Source organism: Parabacteroides sp. Marseille-P3160, from assembly GCF_900162725.1.
Taxonomy (GTDB): Bacteria; Bacteroidota; Bacteroidia; order Bacteroidales; family Tannerellaceae; genus Marseille-P3160.
Genome location: NZ_LT799418.1, coordinates 420750 through 439861, shown reverse-complemented (window position 1 = coordinate 439861; position 19112 = coordinate 420750). Strand labels below are relative to the sequence as shown.

19 protein-coding genes are annotated in these 19112 nt (G+C 46.2%); 9 read left to right on the top strand and 10 right to left on the bottom strand.

Annotated elements, in window-relative coordinates:
• Nucleotides 1-57: 57 nt before the first annotated feature.
• Together cas1 and cas2 are read left to right on the top strand one after the other, a co-directional pair.
• Nucleotides 58-993 carry a type II CRISPR-associated endonuclease Cas1 gene (gene cas1 / locus BQ8014_RS01865; protein WP_080902874.1) on the top strand — a complete coding sequence of 312 codons (936 nt, stop codon included), beginning with the start codon at nucleotides 58-60 and terminating at the stop codon, nucleotides 991-993.
• Between the two features lies 1 nt (nucleotide 994).
• A complete protein-coding gene (gene cas2 / locus BQ8014_RS01860) occupies nucleotides 995-1327 on the top strand; it encodes a CRISPR-associated endonuclease Cas2 (protein WP_080905756.1) in 333 nt (110 codons plus the stop codon).
• 204 nt (nucleotides 1328-1531) lie between these two features.
• Here the strand turns inward: cas2 and BQ8014_RS01855 are convergent, their stop codons facing one another.
• From BQ8014_RS01855 to BQ8014_RS01840, 4 genes are all read right to left on the bottom strand, one after another.
• Nucleotides 1532-1951 (bottom strand): DUF5053 domain-containing protein, encoded by a 420-nt coding sequence (locus tag BQ8014_RS01855; protein WP_080902873.1) that lies wholly within the window; start codon nucleotides 1949-1951, stop codon nucleotides 1532-1534.
• A gap of 19 nt (nucleotides 1952-1970) precedes the next feature.
• Entirely contained in the window at nucleotides 1971-2156 is a 186-nt protein-coding gene (locus BQ8014_RS01850; protein WP_080902872.1) for a hypothetical protein, read from the bottom strand.
• 242 nt (nucleotides 2157-2398) lie between these two features.
• Complete coding sequence (gene mgtE, locus BQ8014_RS01845; RefSeq protein WP_080902871.1) at nucleotides 2399-3781, bottom strand: magnesium transporter; 1383 nt, start codon at nucleotides 3779-3781, stop codon at nucleotides 2399-2401.
• Nucleotides 3782-4066: 285 nt separating this feature from the next.
• The gene (locus tag BQ8014_RS01840; RefSeq protein ID WP_080902870.1) at nucleotides 4067-6046 is read right to left on the bottom strand and encodes a PorE family type IX secretion system protein; all 1980 of its coding nucleotides are present in this window, start codon (nucleotides 6044-6046) and stop codon (nucleotides 4067-4069) included.
• 247 nt (nucleotides 6047-6293) lie between these two features.
• Here BQ8014_RS01840 and kduI point away from each other — a divergent pair, with 247 nt between their 5' ends.
• From kduI to BQ8014_RS01815, 5 genes are read left to right on the top strand one after another with little or no spacing between them, the layout of a single operon-like run.
• Nucleotides 6294-7136, top strand: a complete 843-nt coding sequence (gene kduI, locus BQ8014_RS01835; protein ID WP_080902869.1) for a 5-dehydro-4-deoxy-D-glucuronate isomerase — start codon at nucleotides 6294-6296, stop codon at nucleotides 7134-7136.
• Between the two features lie 27 nt (nucleotides 7137-7163).
• Complete coding sequence (locus BQ8014_RS01830; protein WP_080902868.1) at nucleotides 7164-8321, top strand: DUF4861 domain-containing protein; 1158 nt, start codon at nucleotides 7164-7166, stop codon at nucleotides 8319-8321.
• Nucleotides 8322-8374: 53 nt separating this feature from the next.
• The gene (locus tag BQ8014_RS01825; RefSeq protein ID WP_080902867.1) at nucleotides 8375-9412 is read left to right on the top strand and encodes a sugar kinase; all 1038 of its coding nucleotides are present in this window, start codon (nucleotides 8375-8377) and stop codon (nucleotides 9410-9412) included.
• 41 nt (nucleotides 9413-9453) lie between these two features.
• Nucleotides 9454-10251: a gluconate 5-dehydrogenase gene (locus BQ8014_RS01820; RefSeq protein ID WP_080902866.1), complete on the top strand. Its 798-nt coding sequence runs from the start codon at nucleotides 9454-9456 to the stop codon at nucleotides 10249-10251.
• A 23-nt stretch (nucleotides 10252-10274) separates the two neighbouring features.
• Entirely contained in the window at nucleotides 10275-11705 is a 1431-nt protein-coding gene (locus tag BQ8014_RS01815) for an MFS transporter (RefSeq protein ID WP_080902865.1), read from the top strand.
• A 71-nt stretch (nucleotides 11706-11776) separates the two neighbouring features.
• On the opposite strand, the gene BQ8014_RS01810 is transcribed toward BQ8014_RS01815, so the two are convergent.
• A complete protein-coding gene (locus BQ8014_RS01810) occupies nucleotides 11777-13294 on the bottom strand; it encodes a GH3 auxin-responsive promoter family protein (protein WP_080902864.1) in 1518 nt (505 codons plus the stop codon).
• Between the two features lie 81 nt (nucleotides 13295-13375).
• On the opposite strand from BQ8014_RS01810, the gene BQ8014_RS01805 reads away from it, so the two are divergent.
• Nucleotides 13376-14392 carry an ATP-dependent 6-phosphofructokinase gene (locus tag BQ8014_RS01805; RefSeq protein ID WP_080905755.1) on the top strand — a complete coding sequence of 339 codons (1017 nt, stop codon included), beginning with the start codon at nucleotides 13376-13378 and terminating at the stop codon, nucleotides 14390-14392.
• Here BQ8014_RS01805 and rnc read toward each other — a convergent pair.
• The 3 genes from rnc to BQ8014_RS01790 are packed head-to-tail and all read right to left on the bottom strand — an operon-like array spanning nucleotide 14376 to nucleotide 16795.
• The gene (gene rnc / locus BQ8014_RS01800; protein WP_080905754.1) at nucleotides 14376-15275 is read right to left on the bottom strand and encodes a ribonuclease III; all 900 of its coding nucleotides are present in this window, start codon (nucleotides 15273-15275) and stop codon (nucleotides 14376-14378) included. The two genes, BQ8014_RS01805 and rnc, sit on opposite strands and share 17 nt — an antisense overlap.
• 7 nt (nucleotides 15276-15282) lie before the next feature.
• Entirely contained in the window at nucleotides 15283-16539 is a 1257-nt protein-coding gene (gene fabF / locus BQ8014_RS01795; RefSeq protein ID WP_080902863.1) for a beta-ketoacyl-ACP synthase II, read from the bottom strand.
• Between the two features lie 19 nt (nucleotides 16540-16558).
• The gene (locus tag BQ8014_RS01790; RefSeq protein WP_080902862.1) at nucleotides 16559-16795 is read right to left on the bottom strand and encodes an acyl carrier protein; all 237 of its coding nucleotides are present in this window, start codon (nucleotides 16793-16795) and stop codon (nucleotides 16559-16561) included.
• A 156-nt stretch (nucleotides 16796-16951) separates the two neighbouring features.
• Here BQ8014_RS01790 and purN point away from each other — a divergent pair, with 156 nt between their 5' ends.
• Nucleotides 16952-17518, top strand: a complete 567-nt coding sequence (gene purN / locus BQ8014_RS01785) for a phosphoribosylglycinamide formyltransferase (protein WP_080902861.1) — start codon at nucleotides 16952-16954, stop codon at nucleotides 17516-17518.
• 107 nt (nucleotides 17519-17625) lie between these two features.
• On the opposite strand, the gene miaA is transcribed toward purN, so the two are convergent.
• Together miaA and BQ8014_RS01775 are read right to left on the bottom strand one after the other, a co-directional pair.
• Complete coding sequence (gene miaA / locus BQ8014_RS01780) at nucleotides 17626-18531, bottom strand: tRNA (adenosine(37)-N6)-dimethylallyltransferase MiaA (RefSeq protein ID WP_080902860.1); 906 nt, start codon at nucleotides 18529-18531, stop codon at nucleotides 17626-17628.
• A complete protein-coding gene (locus tag BQ8014_RS01775) occupies nucleotides 18531-19085 on the bottom strand; it encodes an IS1096 element passenger TnpR family protein (RefSeq protein ID WP_080902859.1) in 555 nt (184 codons plus the stop codon). Before BQ8014_RS01775 ends, miaA begins: the two co-directional genes overlap by 1 nt.
• Nucleotides 19086-19112 lie beyond the last annotated feature (27 nt).

Genomic DNA, 19112 nt, shown 5'->3' with positions numbered 1-19112 from the left:
AGCATAACGCTACAAAGCAGCAAAAAAGTCTTATAATTTTGATAAAACTTATATTAAATGATCAAGCGTACCCTTTATTTCGGAAATCCAGCTTATTTGAGCATAGCGAACAAACAGTTGGTAATCAAGCTTCCGGAAGTGGAACGAAACGATGATTTGCCCGAATCATTCAAACGTGATAGTATACGGAAACTTCCAATCGAGGATATCGGCGTGGTGATGCTCGACCATAAACAAATAACCATTACCCATGGACTTATGGAAGCTTTACTGGCAAACAATACGGCTGTTATCACTTGCGATAGCAGCCGCATGCCTTTAGGGTTAATGCTTCCGCTAAGCGGGAATACTGTTCAGAGTGAACGTTTCCGTGACCAATTAAACTCAAGCATACCGCTTCGCAAACAACTCTGGCAGCAAACCGTACAGGCAAAAATAACGAATCAAGCTCATGTCCTAGGAACTTTGCGTAAGACAGTAGTAAAAAACATGCAAAAATGGGCATTGGATGTAAAGAGTGGAGATAGCGATAATCTCGAAGGACGGGCAGCTGTCTATTATTGGGCAAACCTATTCCCTTCCATCACGAATTTCCGAAGAGACAGGGAAGGCGTTCCTCCCAATAATTTACTCAATTATGGCTATGCGATTCTCCGGGCCATCGTCGCCCGTGCCTTAGTCGGTACCGGACTTTTACCAACATTGGGCATCCATCACCACAACCGCTACAACGCCTACTGCCTTGCCGACGATATTATGGAACCATACAGACCGTTCGTCGACAAATTAGTGCTTGAACTTTTCGACAGTAACGAGGATATTTCAGAATTGAGCACATCTCTGAAAACCAAACTTCTTAATATTCCAGTCATGGATGTGATGATAAACGGACAGCGCAGTCCACTGATGATTGCCGTAAGCCAAACTACTGCTTCATTGGCTAAATGCTTTAGCGGTGAGATGAGAAAAATTTCATATCCGATTTTTGAATAAAGTGGAACGTTTTAGTGAATATAGGATCATGTGGGTTCTTGTATTTTTCGATTTGCCGACCGAGACCAGAAAGGAAAAGAAGGCGTACTCCGATTTTCGGAAAAGGTTGATTGAAGATGGATTTACCATGTTCCAGTTCTCTATCTATCTACGTCATTGTGCAAGCCGCGAAAATGCGGATGTGCATATCAAACGAGTGAAAAAGAATCTTCCCCCTTTAGGGCAAGTAGGAATACTGTGCATTACAGATAAGCAATTCGGTCAAATGGAGCTTTTTCAAGGTAAAAAAGAGAAGCCTGTAAGCACTCCTTATCAGCAACTGGAATTATTTTGAAATGACTTACCTTCATTATTATAATATTTTTTAAATAATCGACCCAATTCTCCTTTCCACCACTTTCCATATGCTCTTTCTATTATTGATGCCCGCTATATACTGATGCCCGGATTTCACACTTGCCACTCTAAATACTCTCTCTTAAAAAATATAAAACAAAAAGCCGCGGCCGAAACCAGGGCAATTCGATTCAAAAGCATATCAGGCTATTGAACGTGCTACATTTCTAAGTTTCTGCCCGATATCATCCAAAGCATTAGATAAAATATCCAATTCTTCATCGGTAAACGATACCGGAATACCATTTCTTTTATGATTATTCAAGCGTTGGGAAAACCAGGAACGACTTTTCTTAAAATACTTCTCAGCAATATAAGACATGGAAACAATATCCAGGATGTCCGCCAATTTTACCTTTATATCTACATATCTACCTATTTTCTCTGCCCGTTCAACGGCAGCTTTTGATTCTACGTTAAAAGCGTCGATAAACTGCTTCCGTTCTACTTCATTTTTTGAAGCGATCTCTTGATCTATCTTCCGGGTGAAAGCCTCCATATCTATATTTTCGGAAGATACGAATTCAAGCCGTAGAGCTTCCAATTTTTCTGCCTCGGTCATAATCCAATTCTTTTTATAATTATTTTTTCAGTTTGGAAAGTAAATCAATTAACCTATCAAGGTGAAAATTAATTTGACTTTCAAACTCACTTTCTAATAATCCGCTTGCAACAAGGCGATCGTGCATTAAAACATAGAACAGAAGATTCCTTTTTTCGTGTTCTACCAGAGCTTCTAACTCTTTCCGCTCTTCTTCGTTCAACATTCCGAATCATTTTAATTGCGATGTTTCAAAGATAGTAAACATTTGTTTACCGTACGAAAATAGAGGCCTTTTTTATCACTCGTGTCCCGTTAGATTCTCGGATTATTATTTAATTGGAAGGTTAGACACATTAGTAATTAAACCAAATAGGCTAAAGAAATTACCCAAAAAGGAGAAAAAGCCCTACACTTTTACATACCGGGTCTTTTTGCTCCTATCACAGCCTACGGTATCACATCGGATCAAAGCAACTTTCCGCTTAAAAACAGACCAGCAACCGTAAAATAGATGATTAATCCCGTTACATCAACCAAGGTGGCGACAAAAGGGGCGGAGGCTGTGGCCGGGTCTAATCCTATTTTCTTCAGCAGAAACGGAATCATGGAGCCGGAAAGTGTTCCCCAGAGAACAATCAAGACCAGGGAGACAGCCACGCTAATCCCAATCCAAACCCAAAATTGACCGTAATCGTAAAGCCCGCTCTCCTGCCAGATAAATATCCGGATGAATCCGATACATCCGAGGATGGCTCCTAACATTAGTCCGGAAAAAATCTCCTTTCGCATGACATACCACCAGTTCTTTAACCTCAGCTCTTTCAAGGCCAATGAACGGATAATCAAACTGGCTGCCTGCGAACCTGAATTACCTCCACTCGATATAATCAAAGGAACGAACAGGGCCAAAACAACCGCTTTGGAAATTTCCTCCTCGTAATGTCCCATCGCAGAGGCGGTGAGCATTTCACTCAGGAATAAAACGACCAACCACCCGGCCCGTTTTTTCACCATTTCCCACAGGGGAACTTTGGTATATGACAGATCGATTCCTTCCGTACCACCGAATTTCTGGAAGTCTTCGGTACTTTCCTTCTGTTGTACGTCAATCACATCATCGACAGTCACAATCCCAAGCAGTGTTCCGTCGGTATCGGTTACCGGCAAGGCGACGCGGTCATGGTCGGCAAAGATCTTGACAGCCACCTCCTGATCATCATAAACATTGAGTGAGATAAAACGATTATCACAGAGTTCGGAAATCTTCTGTTCTGGTAAGGCCAGGATAATTTCCTCGATACGTATGTCATCGATTAATTTCCAATTCTCGTCCACTACATAAATCACATTCAGCGTTTCGGAATCCCGCCCGAATTTCCGGATATGATCCAAGCCCTTCTGAACCGTAAAAAAAGGCCTGACAGCTACATATTCGGGTGTCATCAAACGCCCGATACTATCTTTCGGATAACCTAATAGTTGAGTGGTGATCTCATGCTCTTTCTTCGACAGCATTTGCATCAACCGTTGGCTCACCTTTCCGGGGAGTTCTTCAAAAAAGGCGGTACGGTCGTCCGGATCCAAATCATTTAACAAGCCGGTCAGCATATTCACATTAGCCGCCATGCCTTCAATCACATCTTCCTGTTCGTCATGCGAAAGATGTTGAAAGACCTCCTTAGCCTGCTTACGTGAAAGCAGGCGAAAGAAAAGGATCAGATCGGATTTGGGTAAATTATCAATTAACTCGGCAATCTGGAAAGGTTCAAGATTAACTAGTTCGAGTTTAAGATCTATCCAGTTTCTATCTTCAATCAGTTGTTGAAGACGATTTCTAATTTCATTCATGTTACAATCTCCTTACGATTTTAGTTCTATAAGGAGACTGCAAGGCCTCCCTATAGAGTCATTAATATTAATACTCCATTCTCTCTGTAATTCGGATACGGGCCTTCGTCCATGATAAAAATTTTAAGTGAATACTCGTTTTACGGCATTTCTTCCGTAATTTTTACAAATTGCTGCGAAAGTACAATTATTCCGGCAAACAATCTCAATAATAAAGGCTTTTTAGCAAAACAAAGAGATTGGCAGTGAATAAAAAGACAATTAGGTTGTCTGAATTATTTTATTTCAGAAAAGATTATAATTAAGGCCGGTCACCTTGAATTCGGTACGGCGGTTGATCTGGTCGGCTATCGTCTGCTGCTCGGGTGGAAGGGTGAGGATAAATTCTTCCGTAAGCGCTTGCCCTTCCTTCAGGAACGGATGGTCGGCGGCCAGTTTCTTGGTGACCGTCTTGGGGATGGTCTTACCGTAACCTTTGGCAGTAAGGCGCTTGGTATCGATTCCGGAGGCGATCAGGTAGTCGACGACCGATTGTGCCCGCCGTTGCGCCAGATCTTCATTGTATTTCTCCGAACCTTTGCGGTCGGCATGTGCACCAAGCTCGATGGTTACATTCGGGTTTTCGTTCAGGACCTTAATCAACAGGTCCAGCGCCTTTTTGGATTCCGGGCGCAGGGTCGCCTTGTCGAAATCATAAAAGATGTTCTCCACCACAACCGGCTTATTGACCGGCGAAAGAAAGAAATCAACGTAATAGGTTTCATTTTTCTCCTCGGGGCCGGTAACGAGTTCAAAATTCTGGTTCAGGAAATTAGGGGCACTCGCCATCATGACATACCGGATATCACGTTCCAGCTCTACCCGGTAGGTCCCGTCCACTTTCGTCATCGTTTTGACATTCAGTCCGTCTTTACCGACAATCCGGACGGTTGCGTTTTCAATCGGCTCTTCTTCCACATCCGAAACAACCCCTTCAATATAGATCGTAACCGTAGGGCGTTCGAAGGAATAAATATGGTCGTATCCGCGTGCGTCATTGCGATTGGAGGAAAAGAAGCCACGCTCCCTTTCCCCTTCAAAAGTAATTCCGAAATCGTCCCCCGGCGAATTGAACGGCACTCCCATGTTTTCAACATGCCATTGGCCGAGACTGTCCAACGTTGCCTTGAACAGATCCAATCCTCCCATGCCGGGATGCCCGTTCGAAGAAAAATAGAGCGTCACCGAGTCGCGTACATAAGGGAACATTTCGTCTCCCTCGGTATTAATGGCCGGGCCCAGATTTTCCATCGGTCCGAAATCGCTTCCTCCGACCAAGCGAGAACGATAAAGGTCTTTGCCCCCCTCCCCGCCAACCGTTTCGGAAACATAATAGAGATATTTCCCGTCCGGAGAAACTGTGGGGTGCGCCAAGGGAGTAACCGAGTCCTTCACAATTGAGGCCCGCGTACCGGCTCCCCACTGGGCGCCGCTGCGGGTAGAAATATAGATTTCCGCCGTACGCGACCCCATCGGATCTTGCGCACAATACGTATAATACATCGTATTACCGTCTTTGGAGAAAGACGGTGTTCCCTCGTCGAAATCAGTATTGACCGGGTCTTCCATTTCTTCCGGACGCTGCCAGGCACCTTTTTCATCCTTCTTGGCCAAATAGAAATCATTGTTCTTTACGCCTGTGATGGCGCTGAGGGAATCGCGGTTCGCTTTTCCGCGGGAAGAAGCGAAATAAAGCTGATCGTATTTTTCCCCGTAAAGCATCGGGCTGAACTCCCCACGGCGGGAATTGAAGAGATCCATCTTACGGACCTGATAATAAGAAATTCTCTCTCTCAACCCAGGCGCCAGTTCGCATCCTTTGATCCCATTGAGCGCCAGCTGGCTGGACGGATTGAATTCAAGGAACTTACGATAAGCTTGGATGGCGTTTGCATACTGCCCGGTCTGCTGGTAAACCTGCCCGATCCGCAGATGCACCAGACTATCCGGATATTCGTAACGCAGCGCGTTCATGAAAGCCGTGGCCGCCCGCCCGGTATTATTGATCCGCCGGTTGCATTCTCCCATCCGGAAGGCAATATAACCCCGCAAGTCACGTTTATCCGGTTTCGTCTTAGAATACACTTTCCGGTAGATTTCCGCCGCCTCATAGTATTCCCCGATCCGTTGCTTTTCTTCCGCATCCGCCAGTTTGGCCGATTTACAGGAAAAAAGCAAGGAGACAAAAAACAGAAAAACGATATAAACAGGTATATGAACACGCATTCCGGATAAAATCTTGCTTAATACGAAATAATAACGAATGGATTATCCACTTATTGCATCTTAGAAAAAAGAACGGTACCTTTGTCTGTAATAAATTTTTGTATGCTTAAATAACAGAAAAAAGGGAAGAATCATTAAAAAATGCAAGTGATATAGTTTTATTACCCTGCATTTATTAACTTTCGAACATCTGGATTTTATAATTTTATCGGAACTCTTATTTCAGAAATATTAAAAACACATTGATATGAAAACTTTTATCGAAGAACGTTGGGGAACCCATCCTGATGATGTAAAACACTATGACACGGCACAACTCCGCAAAGAATTTTTAGTAGAAAAACTATTTGAAGCCGATACGGTATTAATGACCTACACCCATAACGACCGTCTTATCATCGGCGGGGCCCTCCCCGTAAACGAGGCGTTAAAACTGGAGACCGTCGATTTGATCCGCTCGGAATATTTCTGCGAAAGACGCGAAGCGGGTATCATTTGCATTGAAGGCGAAGGTGTCGTAACGGTCGACGGAACCGATTACCCGATGACATTTAAAGACGCCGTCTATATAGGACGAGGCTCAAAAGAAGTGATCTTTAAAAGCAATGACCCTTCCCGGCCAGCCAAATATTATTTCGCATCTTCACCGGCCCATAAGGCCTATCCGACTACCCAGATAACAGCATCCATGCGCCGTACGCGTGATTTGGGATCGAAGGCGACGGCCAACGAACGGCTGCTGAACCAGATTATACTCAACGAAATCGTACCTTGCTGCCAACTGCAAATGGGCGTAACGGAACTCAAGGAGGGAAGCGTATGGAACACCATGCCTCCGCATACCCACTCCCGCCGGATGGAAGCTTACTTCTATTTTAAAGTACCGAAAGAACAGGCCGTCTGCCATTTTATGGGACAACCCCAGGAAACCCGCCATATCTTCATGGCGAACGAACAAGCCGTGATTTCTCCCTCCTGGTCTATCCACTCAGCCGCCGGCACCAGCAATTATACCTTTATCTGGGCCATGTGCGGGGAGAACCTTGATTATGACGATATGGACACTTTCACGGCGGACAAATTAAGATAAGAACCAAGTTCTAAATGAAATAACAAGATGAAAAAACTAATTTATTTCGCATTTGCCGCGTTATTATTCGCCTCTTGCACGAAAGCATCCAAAGAGGTAAAAATAACCATTGCCAATCCGAGTGATTTCGACCGGACGGAAGAATTGACAGCCATCCCGCTGGATAGCTTGAGTAATAAGCTGGCCTTGACAGACAGCCAGGTGTATGTAGTAAAGAACAGCGCGGGCGAAGTCGTCCCTTCACAGGTTACTTTCGACAGGACACTGATTTTCCCTTCGGGAGTCAAAGCGAATGAAACAGCGACCTATGCTATCAGCGCAGGAACATACCAAGAATTCCCTGCCAAGACGTATGCACGCTTCATCAAAGAACGTAAAGACGATTTCGCGTGGGAGAACGACCGGGTAGCATTCCGCATCTACGGGCCGGCCCTTGTCGAAATCGACGGACCGAGTAACGGAATCGACCTTTGGTATAAACGGACAAACAACCTGATCATCGACAAATGGTATAAGGACGATCTGGCTAAAGTAGCCTCTTATCACGAAGACCGGGGGGAAGGATTGGACGACTATAAAGTCGGACGTACATTAGGCGCCGGCGCCATGGCTCCGTTTGTAAACGGAAAATTATGGTTGAACGAAAACTTTGCCTCCCAGGAGCTGCTGGAAAACGGGCCGCTCCGCACTACCTTCAAGTTGACCTACAACAGTTTCGACGTCAATGGGAAAAGCATCAGCGAAATACGCATATTTTCTCTCGACGCCGGCTCCCAGTTGACGAAAGTAACAGAACAGTTGGGGGTTAGCGAACCGACTCCGGTGGCAGCCGGTATTGTCAAACGGGAAAAGAACGATTCCATCCTCGTTTCGCCGGAAAAAGATTATATTGTCTACCTGGAACCGGGCGAAAAGGCGGGAAGCGTCTTCGTCGGATTGGTTTTCCCGACTCCTGTCGACAGTACGGTTATCAATACCTACGAGGTGTTGAATCCTATTTCAAAGAAGAAAGAGACGCATACGCACATATTGGGCCTTACGACCTATCAGCCGAATAAGCCGGTTACCTACTATACCGGTTACGGTTGGGAAAAATTCGGATTCCCTACAATTGCCGATTTCCAGAAACATGTCGCGAATTTCTCAAAAGCCTTGAAGCAGCCGCTTATCGTTACATTCAATTAAGCAACCTTTTAGATACCCATTCAAATAAAAACTCTAAAGAATAAACGGAAAGAATGAAAAAAGTAGTCACTTTCGGGGAAATTATGTTGCGCTTGGCAACTCCCGGATACCAACGATTTATACAGTCGACAAATCTAAACGCCACCTTTGGAGGCGGAGAAGCTAATGTAGCCGTATCCTTGTCCAATTATGGAATACCCACCGAGTTTGTAACCCGCCTGCCGAAGAATGATATCGCAGACTGGTGCTTGTCCGAATTAAGAAAGTACGGTGTGGGCGTTAACAGGGTGATCAGAGGAGGCGACCGGGTAGGTATTTACTTTCTTGAAACAGGAGCTGTAGCCCGTGCATCGAAAGTAGTATATGACCGCGCCAATTCTGCGATTGCCCAAATCCAACCGGGAATGGTGGATTGGAAAGAGGTTTTTAAGGACGCGCAATGGTTCCATTGGACCGGCATCACTCCCGCGCTATCCCAGGGAGCGGCGGACGCCTGCCTGGAAGCGATCCGGATAGCCAACGAACTGGGCGTAACCGTTTCCACGGATCTGAACTATCGTAAAAACTTGTGGAAATACGGAAAAACAGCGGCCGAAATCATGCCGGCATTGACGGAGGGTTGCGATGTGATCTTAGGCAACGAAGAAGATGCGGAGAAGGTTTTCGGTATCAAACCGGAAGGATTCGACGTGGCACACACCGGAGGGGAAGTGAATGCCGCCGAATTCGAATCTGTATGTACCCAGTTGCAGAAACGTTTCCCGAGGGCAAAGAAGGTAATCATTACCTTGCGTGGCTCTATCAATGCGAATCATAACACCTGGGGAGGCGTCCTCTATTCCGGCAAGCTCTATCAATCGAGAAGATACGATATTACCCATATCGTAGACCGGGTAGGAGGAGGAGATTCCTTTATGGGCGGACTGATCTACGGATTGATCACGTATCCGGAAGACGACCAGAAAGCCCTGGATTTTGCTGTGGCGGCTTCCTGCCTGAAGCATACCATCTACGGAGACTTCAACCTGGTGACGGTTTCCGAAGTAGAAAACCTGTTGAAAGGAGACGGCTCCGGCCGTGTATCCCGTTAAAGCATACTTTGTATATTATAAATTAAAAACAAAAATAAGAAATGGAGAATCAATTTTCATTAGCCGGTAAAGTAGCCCTTATAACAGGAGCTTCCTACGGCATTGGCTTTGCCATTGCAACGGCATTCCACAAAGCGGGTGCAACCGTAGTGTTCAACGATATCAAACAAGAACTGGTTGATAAAGGGATTGAGGCATACAAAGCGGAGGGTATCCGTGCGCACGGTTATGTATGTGATGTAACCAATGAAGAAGCGGTTCAGGCATTGGTTGCCCGGATCGAAAAAGAAGTGGGAGTTATCGATATCCTGGTAAACAATGCAGGAATCATCAAGCGTATCCCGATGGTCGAAATGTCTGCCGCTGAATTCCGCCAGGTAATCGATGTAGACCTGAACGCACCGTTCATCGTATCCAAGACGGTCATCCCAGGTATGATCAAAAAAGGACACGGCAAAATCATCAACATCTGTTCCATGATGAGCGAGTTGGGTCGTGAGACGGTTTCGGCCTATGCAGCTGCCAAGGGTGGTTTAAAGATGCTGACCCGCAACATCGCTTCCGAGTACGGAGAATTCAACATCCAATGCAACGGAATCGGACCGGGTTATATCGCAACACCCCAGACCGCTCCGCTCCGCGAAATCCAACCGGACGGCTCCCGTCATCCTTTCGATTCCTTTATTATCGCCAAAACTCCGGCTGCCCGTTGGGGGACGCCTGAAGATCTGCAAGGACCCGCCGTATTCCTGGCATCCGATGCTTCTAATTTTGTTAATGGTCATGTGCTTTACGTAGATGGTGGTATTTTGGCATACATTGGGAAACAACCAAAATAAGAACCCTATTAAAGCGAAAAACCATGAATGCAATAAAAACAATAAATGAGAAAATGACGAACTACAGATGGACCATCTGTGCGTTACTCTTTTTTGCTACGACAATCAACTATCTGGACCGCCAGGTATTATCCCTGCTTCAACCCGTATTGGAAGAAGAATTCCATTGGACGGACAGTGATTACGGAACCATTACGGCAGTCTTCTCTTTCGCCTATGCCTTCTGCATGCTTTTTGCCGGCCGATTCATCGACAAATTGGGAACCAAGAAAGGATATGCCATCGCGATCGGCGTTTGGTCGGCGGCAGCCTGCATACATGCGGTATGCGGAATTCTGACGGAGAAAGTAGTCAACCTACCCGACGCCTCCGCCCTTCGTAACGCAACTGACCCGGAGGTCGTCGCGACAATCAGCCTGGTAAGTATTGTCACGTTTGTCATCGCCCGCTGTCTCCTTGCCTTGGGAGAAGCCGGAAACTTCCCGGCGGCCATCAAGGCGACAGCCGAATATTTTCCCAAACGTGACCGCGCTTTCGCAACCGGAATCTTCAACTCGGGAGCAAATATCGGTGCTATTTTAGCTCCGTTGACCGTACCTTTTATGGCTCAGGCCTGGGGATGGGAGATGGCCTTTATCGTTGTAGGCGCCACCGGATTCATCTGGATGATTTTCTGGCTGCTTCTTTACAAGTCGCCTGAGAATAACAATTTGATGAATGATGCGGAACGGAAATATATCAATCAGGATTACAAGGACGAAATTGTCAGCGAAGATAAAACAGCAGAAAAAGTATCTTTTGCCCAATGCTTCAAATACAAACAGACCTGGTCGTTTGCCTTCGGCAAGTTCATGACGGACGGTGTCTGGTGGTTCTTCCTATTCTGGACTCCGGCTTACCTCAAGGCGGAATACAATATGGAAATTACCGAGATAGCCCTTCCGATCGGCGTCCTCTATACGTTGACTGTGTTCGGTTCCATTTTCGGCGGAAAGTTTCCTACCTTTTTCATTAATAAGGGATTGGATCCCTATGCCGGGCGTATGAAAGCCATGCTGATCATCGCTTTATTCCCTCTGGTCGTATTATTGGCACAACCTTTAGGGCACTTGTCCTTTATGGGAAATTACGGATATTGGATACCTGTATTGATGATTGGTATCGGAGGCTCGGCCCATCAGGCTTGGTCGGCCAACATCTTCTCTACGGTAGGAGACATGTTCCCGAAGAAAGCCATTGCAACCATTACGGGGATCGGCGGTATGGCCGGTGGTATCGGCTCCGTCTTCATCCAGAAATCCAGTGGTATGCTCTTTGACTATAGCTTGGTTGAATGGGGAAGCAAGACGCCCGGATATACGATTGTCTTTTCATTCTGTGCAATTGCTTACCTTATCGGTTGGTTCGTGATGAAAGGCCTGGTTCCGAAATTCAAGCCCATTACTGATTTATAATCCGAAGAACAATAAGGAAAGAGGGATGCCCTTTCGGGTATCCCTCTTTCTATTTTGGTCCAATATATCATTTAGGACTCAGGATGGACATTCATGCTCAGCAATTCATCCAGGATGGTACGATCGTTGTTCAGGCGGGGAATTTTATGCTGTCCACCAAGTTTCCCCCGTTGCTCCAGCCATTCGTAAAACACTCCGTTACGGGCCGGGATAAGCTCCAGAGGCTGTAGGGAGATCTCTTTATATCGCTTGGCTTCATAGTCCGAATTCAGTCGTTGAAGGGCTTGATCCAACACCGTGGCGAATTCTTCCAAGGAAGATGGAAACACCTCAAATTCAATAAGCCACTGATGGCGCCCTTTCGCCCGATCTAACAAAAACAATGGAGCCACCGTATACTCTTTTACTTTGGCCCCGGTTTGAGAACAGGCTTCGCTAATTCCTTTGTCTGCATTATCAACCATTAATTCCTCTCCAAAGGCATTGATAAAACTCTTCGTTCGGCCTGTAATGACAAATTTATGAGGGAAACAAGAGGTAAAGCGGATTGTATCTCCGATTTGATAACGCCAAAGACCTCCCGATGTACTGATCAGCATTACATAGTTCACACCCGGCTCTACGGCTTCCAGAGGAAGAACCGTAGGATGTTCCTCTCCTAATTCTTTCATCGGGATAAATTCATAGAATGTCTGATAATCGATCATCAGCAACATACTTTGATCTTTCGGATCGTCCTGTATGCCGAAAAAACCCTCCGATGCATTATATGTTTCCATATAATGCATCCGCTCCGAAGGAATCAATGTCCGGTATTGCTCCCGGTAAGGTTCAAAACTGATCCCTCCGTGGAAGAAGACCTCCAGATTCGGCCAGACTTCCAATAAAGACTCCTTTCCGGTCTTTTCCAAAACCCGTCGGATTAAGGTCAGCATCCAGGAAGGGATGCCTGCCAGATTACTGACATCCTTATTCCATACGTGCTCCACAATTGCCTGCAACTTACTTTCCCATTCGCCCATCAGGATGATCTTTTTTGACGGGACGCGCACCAGATCCACCAAAGGATTCAGTTTTTGCAGCATGACGGCAGACAAATCGCCGTAATGGGATTTCTTATTGAGCGGAGACGGACTATGGCTTCCCCCAAGCACCAGGCTCTTACGGAAAAGGAAACGGCTGTCCGGATAATTCTTAAAATAAAGCGCGAGAGTATCGAAACCGCCTTGATAATGCGCCTTCTTCAGGTTATCCTTTGTCACAGGAATGAACTTGCTCTTATCATTTGTTGTCCCGCTGCTTTTTGCATACCATTTAACGGCAAAAGGCCATAAAACGTTCTTCTCTCCATTGATCATTCTTCCGATAAAAGGCTTAAGATCTTCATAGGTCTGCAGAGGAACCTGTTCGGCATACTCCCGATAGCTTCGTATGTCCTTAAACCGATACCGCTCTCCCCATTCTGTCGCGGCTGCCTGCCGGAGCAACCCTTTCAATTGTGTCCATTGAATCTCATCCGCCGATTGTCCATACCTTTCAATCTCCTTTAGCCTTTCGAGAAAAAGGGAGGACACTATTTTTTTTATCATTCCTTCAGTCAATATTGTAGAATACAAATGTATGCATTCTCTTTTTATTTTTATATTTGTCGTTACTAAAATATGGTTACCATGAAGATAGGAATTCTTACTTCCGGAGGAGATTGTCCGGGTATCAATGCGACCATCCGCGGGGTGGGAAAAACAGCCATCATGCATTACGGGATGGAGGTGATAGGAATCCATAGCGGCTTCATCGGCCTGCTGAATAAAGACGTCGAAGCACTGACCGAACGAAGTCTCTCCGGTATCTTAAACCTGGGAGGAACGATTCTGGGTACTTCGCGCGAAAAACCTTTCCGGAAAATATTGGAAGATTCCGACGGAGACAAACCACAGAAGATTTACGAGACTTACCGGGATTTAGGGTTGGATTGCCTGGTCTGTATCGGAGGAAACGGAACGCAGAAAACAGCCAGCCGGTTATCCGGCATGGGATTCAACATCATCGGAGTACCCAAAACAATTGATAATGATGTCTGGGGAACCGATATTACTTTCGGCTTCGATACGGCAGTCGGTATTGCGACTGATGCAATTGACCGGCTCCACTCGACAGCGAGCTCCCATAAGCGGGTGATGGTAGTGGAAGTCATGGGTCATCATGCGGGATGGATTGCCTTATATGCCGGGATGGCAGGCGGAGCGGACGTAATTCTGCTGCCGGAATTGGGTTTTGATATCAACAAAGTGAATGAAGCCATCCTCGACCGGGCTCACCGGGGAAAGCCCTATTCCATCGTCGTAGTGGCTGAAGGAATCGATATCGGGGAGAAATCCCCGCATCCCAGCAGTTATATCACCCAGGCCATTGCCGAAGGAACCGGGATAGAAACGAGGGATACCGTCTTAGGATATATCCAACGCGGGGGAAACCCCTCTCCTTTTGACCGGAACCTGGCCACTCGCCTGGGCGGTCACGCCGCCGAGCTGATCGCGAATAAGGAGTTCGGGAAAATGGTTTGTATGCGGGGAGATGAAGTGGCCTCCGTCGCCTTATCCGAAGTAGGAGGAAAATTAAAAGTTGTTACTCCGGAACATGATCTGATCCGCCAAGGAGAAAGAATGGGAATTAATTTCGGACATTAAGCTCCCTTCTTTCGTCATTTTCTTTTTCGGCGGAACTTTTGCTATTTTCCGTTTCTTCGGGCAGTTCATCATAATCATTCTCTGTCGTGGCTTGGTTTGAACCTTCGTTCAGGCTCTTTTTCAGTTCAGAGATATAAAGCTGGAAGTCTTTGTCGGTCCGGAGCTTACGGATCGCCATCTTTGCCGCATGTTGCTGGGACTCTTTCTTGGTATATCCCACCCCTATTCCGATTTGCTGGCCAAGAAGCGCAACTCCGGTCTGGAAGACAGGATTTCCCTCATGATCAGAATATGATTCGATCAGATTGAAGGCGATTTCCAACTTATTTTTCTGGCTCCATTCGATTAAGATCGACTTGAAATTGACCTCTTTGCGGGCAGTGGCTTCCAGATTGATATATTGATCCAGCAATTTCTCTTTCACAAACCGGTAGCAGACGCCATACCCCTGATCCAGGTAGACTGCCCCGATCACGGCTTCCAGTGCATTGCCAAACATGTAGTTGTTATGCGCGCTCGTCCGTGCCGAATAGACGATCAGCTTATCCAATCCGATCTGGGTCGCCATGCGGTTCAGGCTTTCGCGTTGGACAATTTTGGAACGTGTGTTGGTAAGGAACCCTTCCTTTTTACGGGGAAAACGCTTATATACGATATCTGCGACAATCGCACCAAGCACCGCATCACCCAGGAATTCAAGCCGCTCATTGTTTTTCCGGAATCCTCCTTCGGTATTTCCTACGGAAGAAGAGCGATGGTGAATGGCTTGTTCATATAGTTCGATGTTAGTGGGATAAAATCCCAAAATCCTATAAAAAGACAAATAAGGCTCTTTCTTTCTTACCAAAAAGAGCCTTATTTTCTTATATAATCGGGCAAACACGTTCTCTCTATTTCTTGAATTTTTTGACAATCACGCTGGCATTATGCCCACCGAAACCGAAAGTATTCGACAGAGCCGCTCTAACCTCACGCTTTTGTGCCTTATTAAATGTAAAGTTCAATTGATAATCGATTTCCGCATCCTTGTCATCCTCAGCGTGGTTAATCGTCGGAGGAATAATGTCATTCTGAACCGCCAAGACGGAAGCAGCCGCTTCGATCGCGCCGGCAGCGCCCAGTAAGTGGCCGGTCATTGACTTAGTAGAACTGATATTCAGCTTGTAGGCCTGTTCTCCGAAGACATCCTTGATTGCCTTGACTTCCGAAAGGTCTCCTACCGGAGTCGACGTTCCATGTACATTGATATAGTCAATATCCTCAGGCTTCAGTTCGGCATCTTCCAAGGCGTTGAGCATTACCAACCGCGCACCCAAGCCTTCCGGATGGGAAGCAGTCAGGTGATAAGCGTCTGCGGATAAACCGCCCCCGGCAACCTCGGCATAAATCCTCGCTCCGCGTGCCAACGCATGCTCCAGCTCTTCCAGAACCAGACAAGCGGCTCCTTCACCCATTACGAATCCGTCGCGACTTGCGCTGAACGGCCGCGAGGCCGTCTCCGGCGAATCGTTGCGGGTCGATAGTGCATTCATTGCATTAAAACCGCCGACACCTACAATTGTAACTGCAGCTTCGGCGCCTCCTGCGAGAATGGCGTTAGCTTTTCCCAGACGTATATAGTTGAACGCATCGTAAACAGCATTGGTAGAAGATGCACAGGCGGATACCGTCGCAAAGTTCGGACCCCGTAATCCGTATTTCATTGAAATATGGCCGGCTGCGATATCGGCTATGATTTTAGGGATAAAGAACGGGCTGAAGCGCGGGCCTCTTTCCGGATCATACCCCATTACCTCTTCTTCAAAGGAATGAATCCCCCCGATTCCGGCGGCAAAGATCACGCCGATACGATCTTTGTTTTCATTCTCCAGATCTAAATGAGAGTCCGCCATTGCTTCCATAGCCGAAACCATTGCAAATTGAGCATAAAGATCGAACTTACGCGCTTCTTTACGATCAAAATACTGCAACGGATCAAAACCTTTTACTTCGCAAGCGAACTGAGTCTTAAATTTAGATGCATCGAAACGAGTAATAGGCCCCGCTCCACTTTTTCCATTAACCAAGTTCTCCCAGGTTTCCGGGAGGGTATTGCCTAAGGGAGTAATGGCTCCAAGACCTGTTACTACTACTCTTTTTAATTCCATACCTTAATTTAGAACGGATTTACTTCGTATTAGCTTCTATATAAGCAATAGCATCTCCTACGGTTGAAATTTTTTCAGCTTGATCGTCCGGGATAGAGATTCCGAATTCTTTTTCAAATTCCATGATCAATTCCACAGTGTCAAGAGAGTCTGCTCCTAAATCATTTGTAAAGCTCGCTTCGTTTGTTACTTCGGATTCTTCTACACTTAGTTTATCAACGATGATCGCTTTTACTTTAGATGCAACTTCAGACATAACTTTTAAATTTAGATTAATAAATAAATTCGTATTACTTTATAAATTTGCAGTGCAAAGAAAAGCAATTTTTACGTTACAATACAAATAAAAAGGGGTAAAAAACACGAAAACTTGCACATTTCGTCTTTTCTTGTGCATTTAAACATCAAAAGCATGAAGAATATTGCCATTTTCGCTTCCGGATCGGGAACAAACGCAGAGAATTTTGTAAAATATTTCTCTGGCAACAAGTCAGTTAAAGTAGCGGTCGTACTTTCCAACAACCGGAAAGCCGGCGTACACGAGCGGGTAAACCGCCTTGGGGTTCCCTCTTTCGCCTTTTCACGCGATGAATTTGTCGAAGGTGCTCCGATTTTGAGAAAACTGACTGAATACCACGTGGATTATATCATTCTTGCCGGATTCATGAATAAGATTGCCTACCCTTTGCTGGAGGCTTATCCGAACCGGATCATCAATATTCATCCGGCTTTGCTACCGAAATTCGGAGGAAAAGGAATGTACGGAATGCACGTACATGAGGCTGTGGTGGCTGCCGGTGAGAAAGAGACCGGAATCACGATCCATTATGTCAATCCGCATTATGACGAAGGAGAGGTTATTTTCCAGTCTGTCTGCCCGGTGTTACCCACCGATACGGCGGAGGATGTCGCCCAAAAGGTCCACGTTCTGGAATACCTGCATTATCCGCAGGTCGTGGAAGAGTTGTTGAGCAAATAATCGGATGTATTACAAGCAATAAAATAAATATAAAAATCAGTATAAGGAGATACTGTCTTCTTACGATTGATTGACAAGATCGGCTAAAAAGAGAAACGTTTGGGTATTTACCGATTCCCGAGGCGGTTTTCGATATAGGAAAGAATAGAGTCGGTCCGGTCGGGATGGAACCAAGTGATTTCCTGATCCCGCTTGAACCAGGTCATTTGCTTGCGGGCATAGACGCGGGTATTCCGCTTTATTTTTTCCACGGCAAAGTCCAGCGTCCATTCTCCGTCAAGGTATTTGAATAGTTCTTTATAGCCTACCGTATTCAATGAGTTCAGATGGCGGAAGGGATAGACGTGCCGTGCCTCCTCCAGCAAGCCTTCCGCCATCATTTGGTCGACGCGGCGGTTGATGCGGTCGCAGAGCTCCTCCCGGTCGCGGGTAAGGCCGATTTTCACTATATCAAACGGACGCTTCTTGGGTTGGCGGGTACGAAATGAGGAGTAGGGACGCCCTGTAGTCCGGCAGATCTCCACGGCATGGATCACACGCTTATAGTTCATCCGGTCGACCTCTTCATAATGTACGGGATCGGCAATCTTAAGCTCTTCCAGAATCGGTTCCAGCCCATCCGTTTCAAACTGTTTCCAGATTGCCTCCCGGATGGCGGGAGGAACGGAAGGCATCTCATCGATTCCCATGCAGACCGCATCAATATACATCATGGAGCCGCCCGTCAGGAGAACGACCGGGTGGGTTTGGAAAAGCTGCTGCAGCAAGGTTAAGGCTTCTTCCTCGAATCGGCTGGCGCTGTAATAATCATCCAATTTAAGAAAGCCGACCTGGTAATGGGGAACCCGGCCTTTCTGCTCCTCTGTCGGCGCTGCCGTACCGATAACCAGATCCTCATAGAACTGCCGGGAGTCGGAAGAAAGGATCGGGCTGTGGAAATGTTCGGCCAGTCGAATACTGAGGTCGGTCTTTCCTACCCCGGTCGGGCCAAGCAAGACAAGCAGCGCAGGCATCAATCGTCATACGGATTACTGATCGGACCGTCTAATCCTTCGAAACCTTCCTTATCCAGCTCGTCGGGATCGTATTCGGAGTCGCCGTAAAAATCTTCGCCTAAAGAGGAAGGCGTATTGTTGGCCTTCAGATCGGCTTCGTCGAAAGACAGTTCCTGTTTGGGAGGTTCTCCGACGGATACGGAGCAAACTGCCTTCTTAAGGTTTTTCCCGGTAATTATTTCACGTAGTTCGATAAAGAAAGCGCGTTCGGTCAGGTAATCAAAAACGTATAAGAGTTTCTGATGTTCGTCTTCCAAAAGGTCTTCCAGCTTGGTCTCTTCCATCAAATAAATATCTTCTTCTGAGGGCGAACCCATGTCGACTAATGTAATTTCAGTACGTTTGCTCCAGTCGTCATCACAGATAAAGAAGGAACACATCTGGGTTTCAGTATATTTCACCGACTCAACGATCGCATGATGCAGATCCAGAAAAGTCGCTTCGGAATCAATTTTTATTTCACGCTTGAATCCGTCTACTTCATCGGAAAGAATGAGAAATCGATATACCATTTTTCAATTGTTTTATTGCCCCAAAAG

Excerpts from the sequence above, each read along its gene's own strand:
- cas1 (WP_080902874.1), top strand. The coding sequence starts at position 58 with ATGATCAAGCGTACCCTTTATTTCGGAAATCCAGCTTATTTGAGCATA.
- BQ8014_RS01855 (WP_080902873.1), bottom strand. The coding sequence starts at position 1,951 with ATGACCGAGGCAGAAAAATTGGAAGCTCTACGGCTTGAATTCGTATCT.
- BQ8014_RS01850 (WP_080902872.1), bottom strand. The coding sequence starts at position 2,156 with ATGTTGAACGAAGAAGAGCGGAAAGAGTTAGAAGCTCTGGTAGAACAC.
- mgtE (WP_080902871.1), bottom strand. The coding sequence starts at position 3,781 with ATGAATGAAATTAGAAATCGTCTTCAACAACTGATTGAAGATAGAAAC.
- BQ8014_RS01840 (WP_080902870.1), bottom strand. The coding sequence starts at position 6,046 with ATGCGTGTTCATATACCTGTTTATATCGTTTTTCTGTTTTTTGTCTCC.
- kduI (WP_080902869.1), top strand. The coding sequence starts at position 6,294 with ATGAAAACTTTTATCGAAGAACGTTGGGGAACCCATCCTGATGATGTA.
- BQ8014_RS01830 (WP_080902868.1), top strand. The coding sequence starts at position 7,164 with ATGAAAAAACTAATTTATTTCGCATTTGCCGCGTTATTATTCGCCTCT.
- BQ8014_RS01825 (WP_080902867.1), top strand. The coding sequence starts at position 8,375 with ATGAAAAAAGTAGTCACTTTCGGGGAAATTATGTTGCGCTTGGCAACT.
- BQ8014_RS01820 (WP_080902866.1), top strand. The coding sequence starts at position 9,454 with ATGGAGAATCAATTTTCATTAGCCGGTAAAGTAGCCCTTATAACAGGA.
- BQ8014_RS01815 (WP_080902865.1), top strand. The coding sequence starts at position 10,275 with ATGAATGCAATAAAAACAATAAATGAGAAAATGACGAACTACAGATGG.
- BQ8014_RS01810 (WP_080902864.1), bottom strand. The coding sequence starts at position 13,294 with ATGATAAAAAAAATAGTGTCCTCCCTTTTTCTCGAAAGGCTAAAGGAG.
- BQ8014_RS01805 (WP_080905755.1), top strand. The coding sequence starts at position 13,376 with ATGAAGATAGGAATTCTTACTTCCGGAGGAGATTGTCCGGGTATCAAT.
- fabF (WP_080902863.1), bottom strand. The coding sequence starts at position 16,539 with ATGGAATTAAAAAGAGTAGTAGTAACAGGTCTTGGAGCCATTACTCCC.
- BQ8014_RS01790 (WP_080902862.1), bottom strand. The coding sequence starts at position 16,795 with ATGTCTGAAGTTGCATCTAAAGTAAAAGCGATCATCGTTGATAAACTA.
- purN (WP_080902861.1), top strand. The coding sequence starts at position 16,952 with ATGAAGAATATTGCCATTTTCGCTTCCGGATCGGGAACAAACGCAGAG.
- miaA (WP_080902860.1), bottom strand. The coding sequence starts at position 18,531 with ATGCCTGCGCTGCTTGTCTTGCTTGGCCCGACCGGGGTAGGAAAGACC.
- BQ8014_RS01775 (WP_080902859.1), bottom strand. The coding sequence starts at position 19,085 with ATGGTATATCGATTTCTCATTCTTTCCGATGAAGTAGACGGATTCAAG.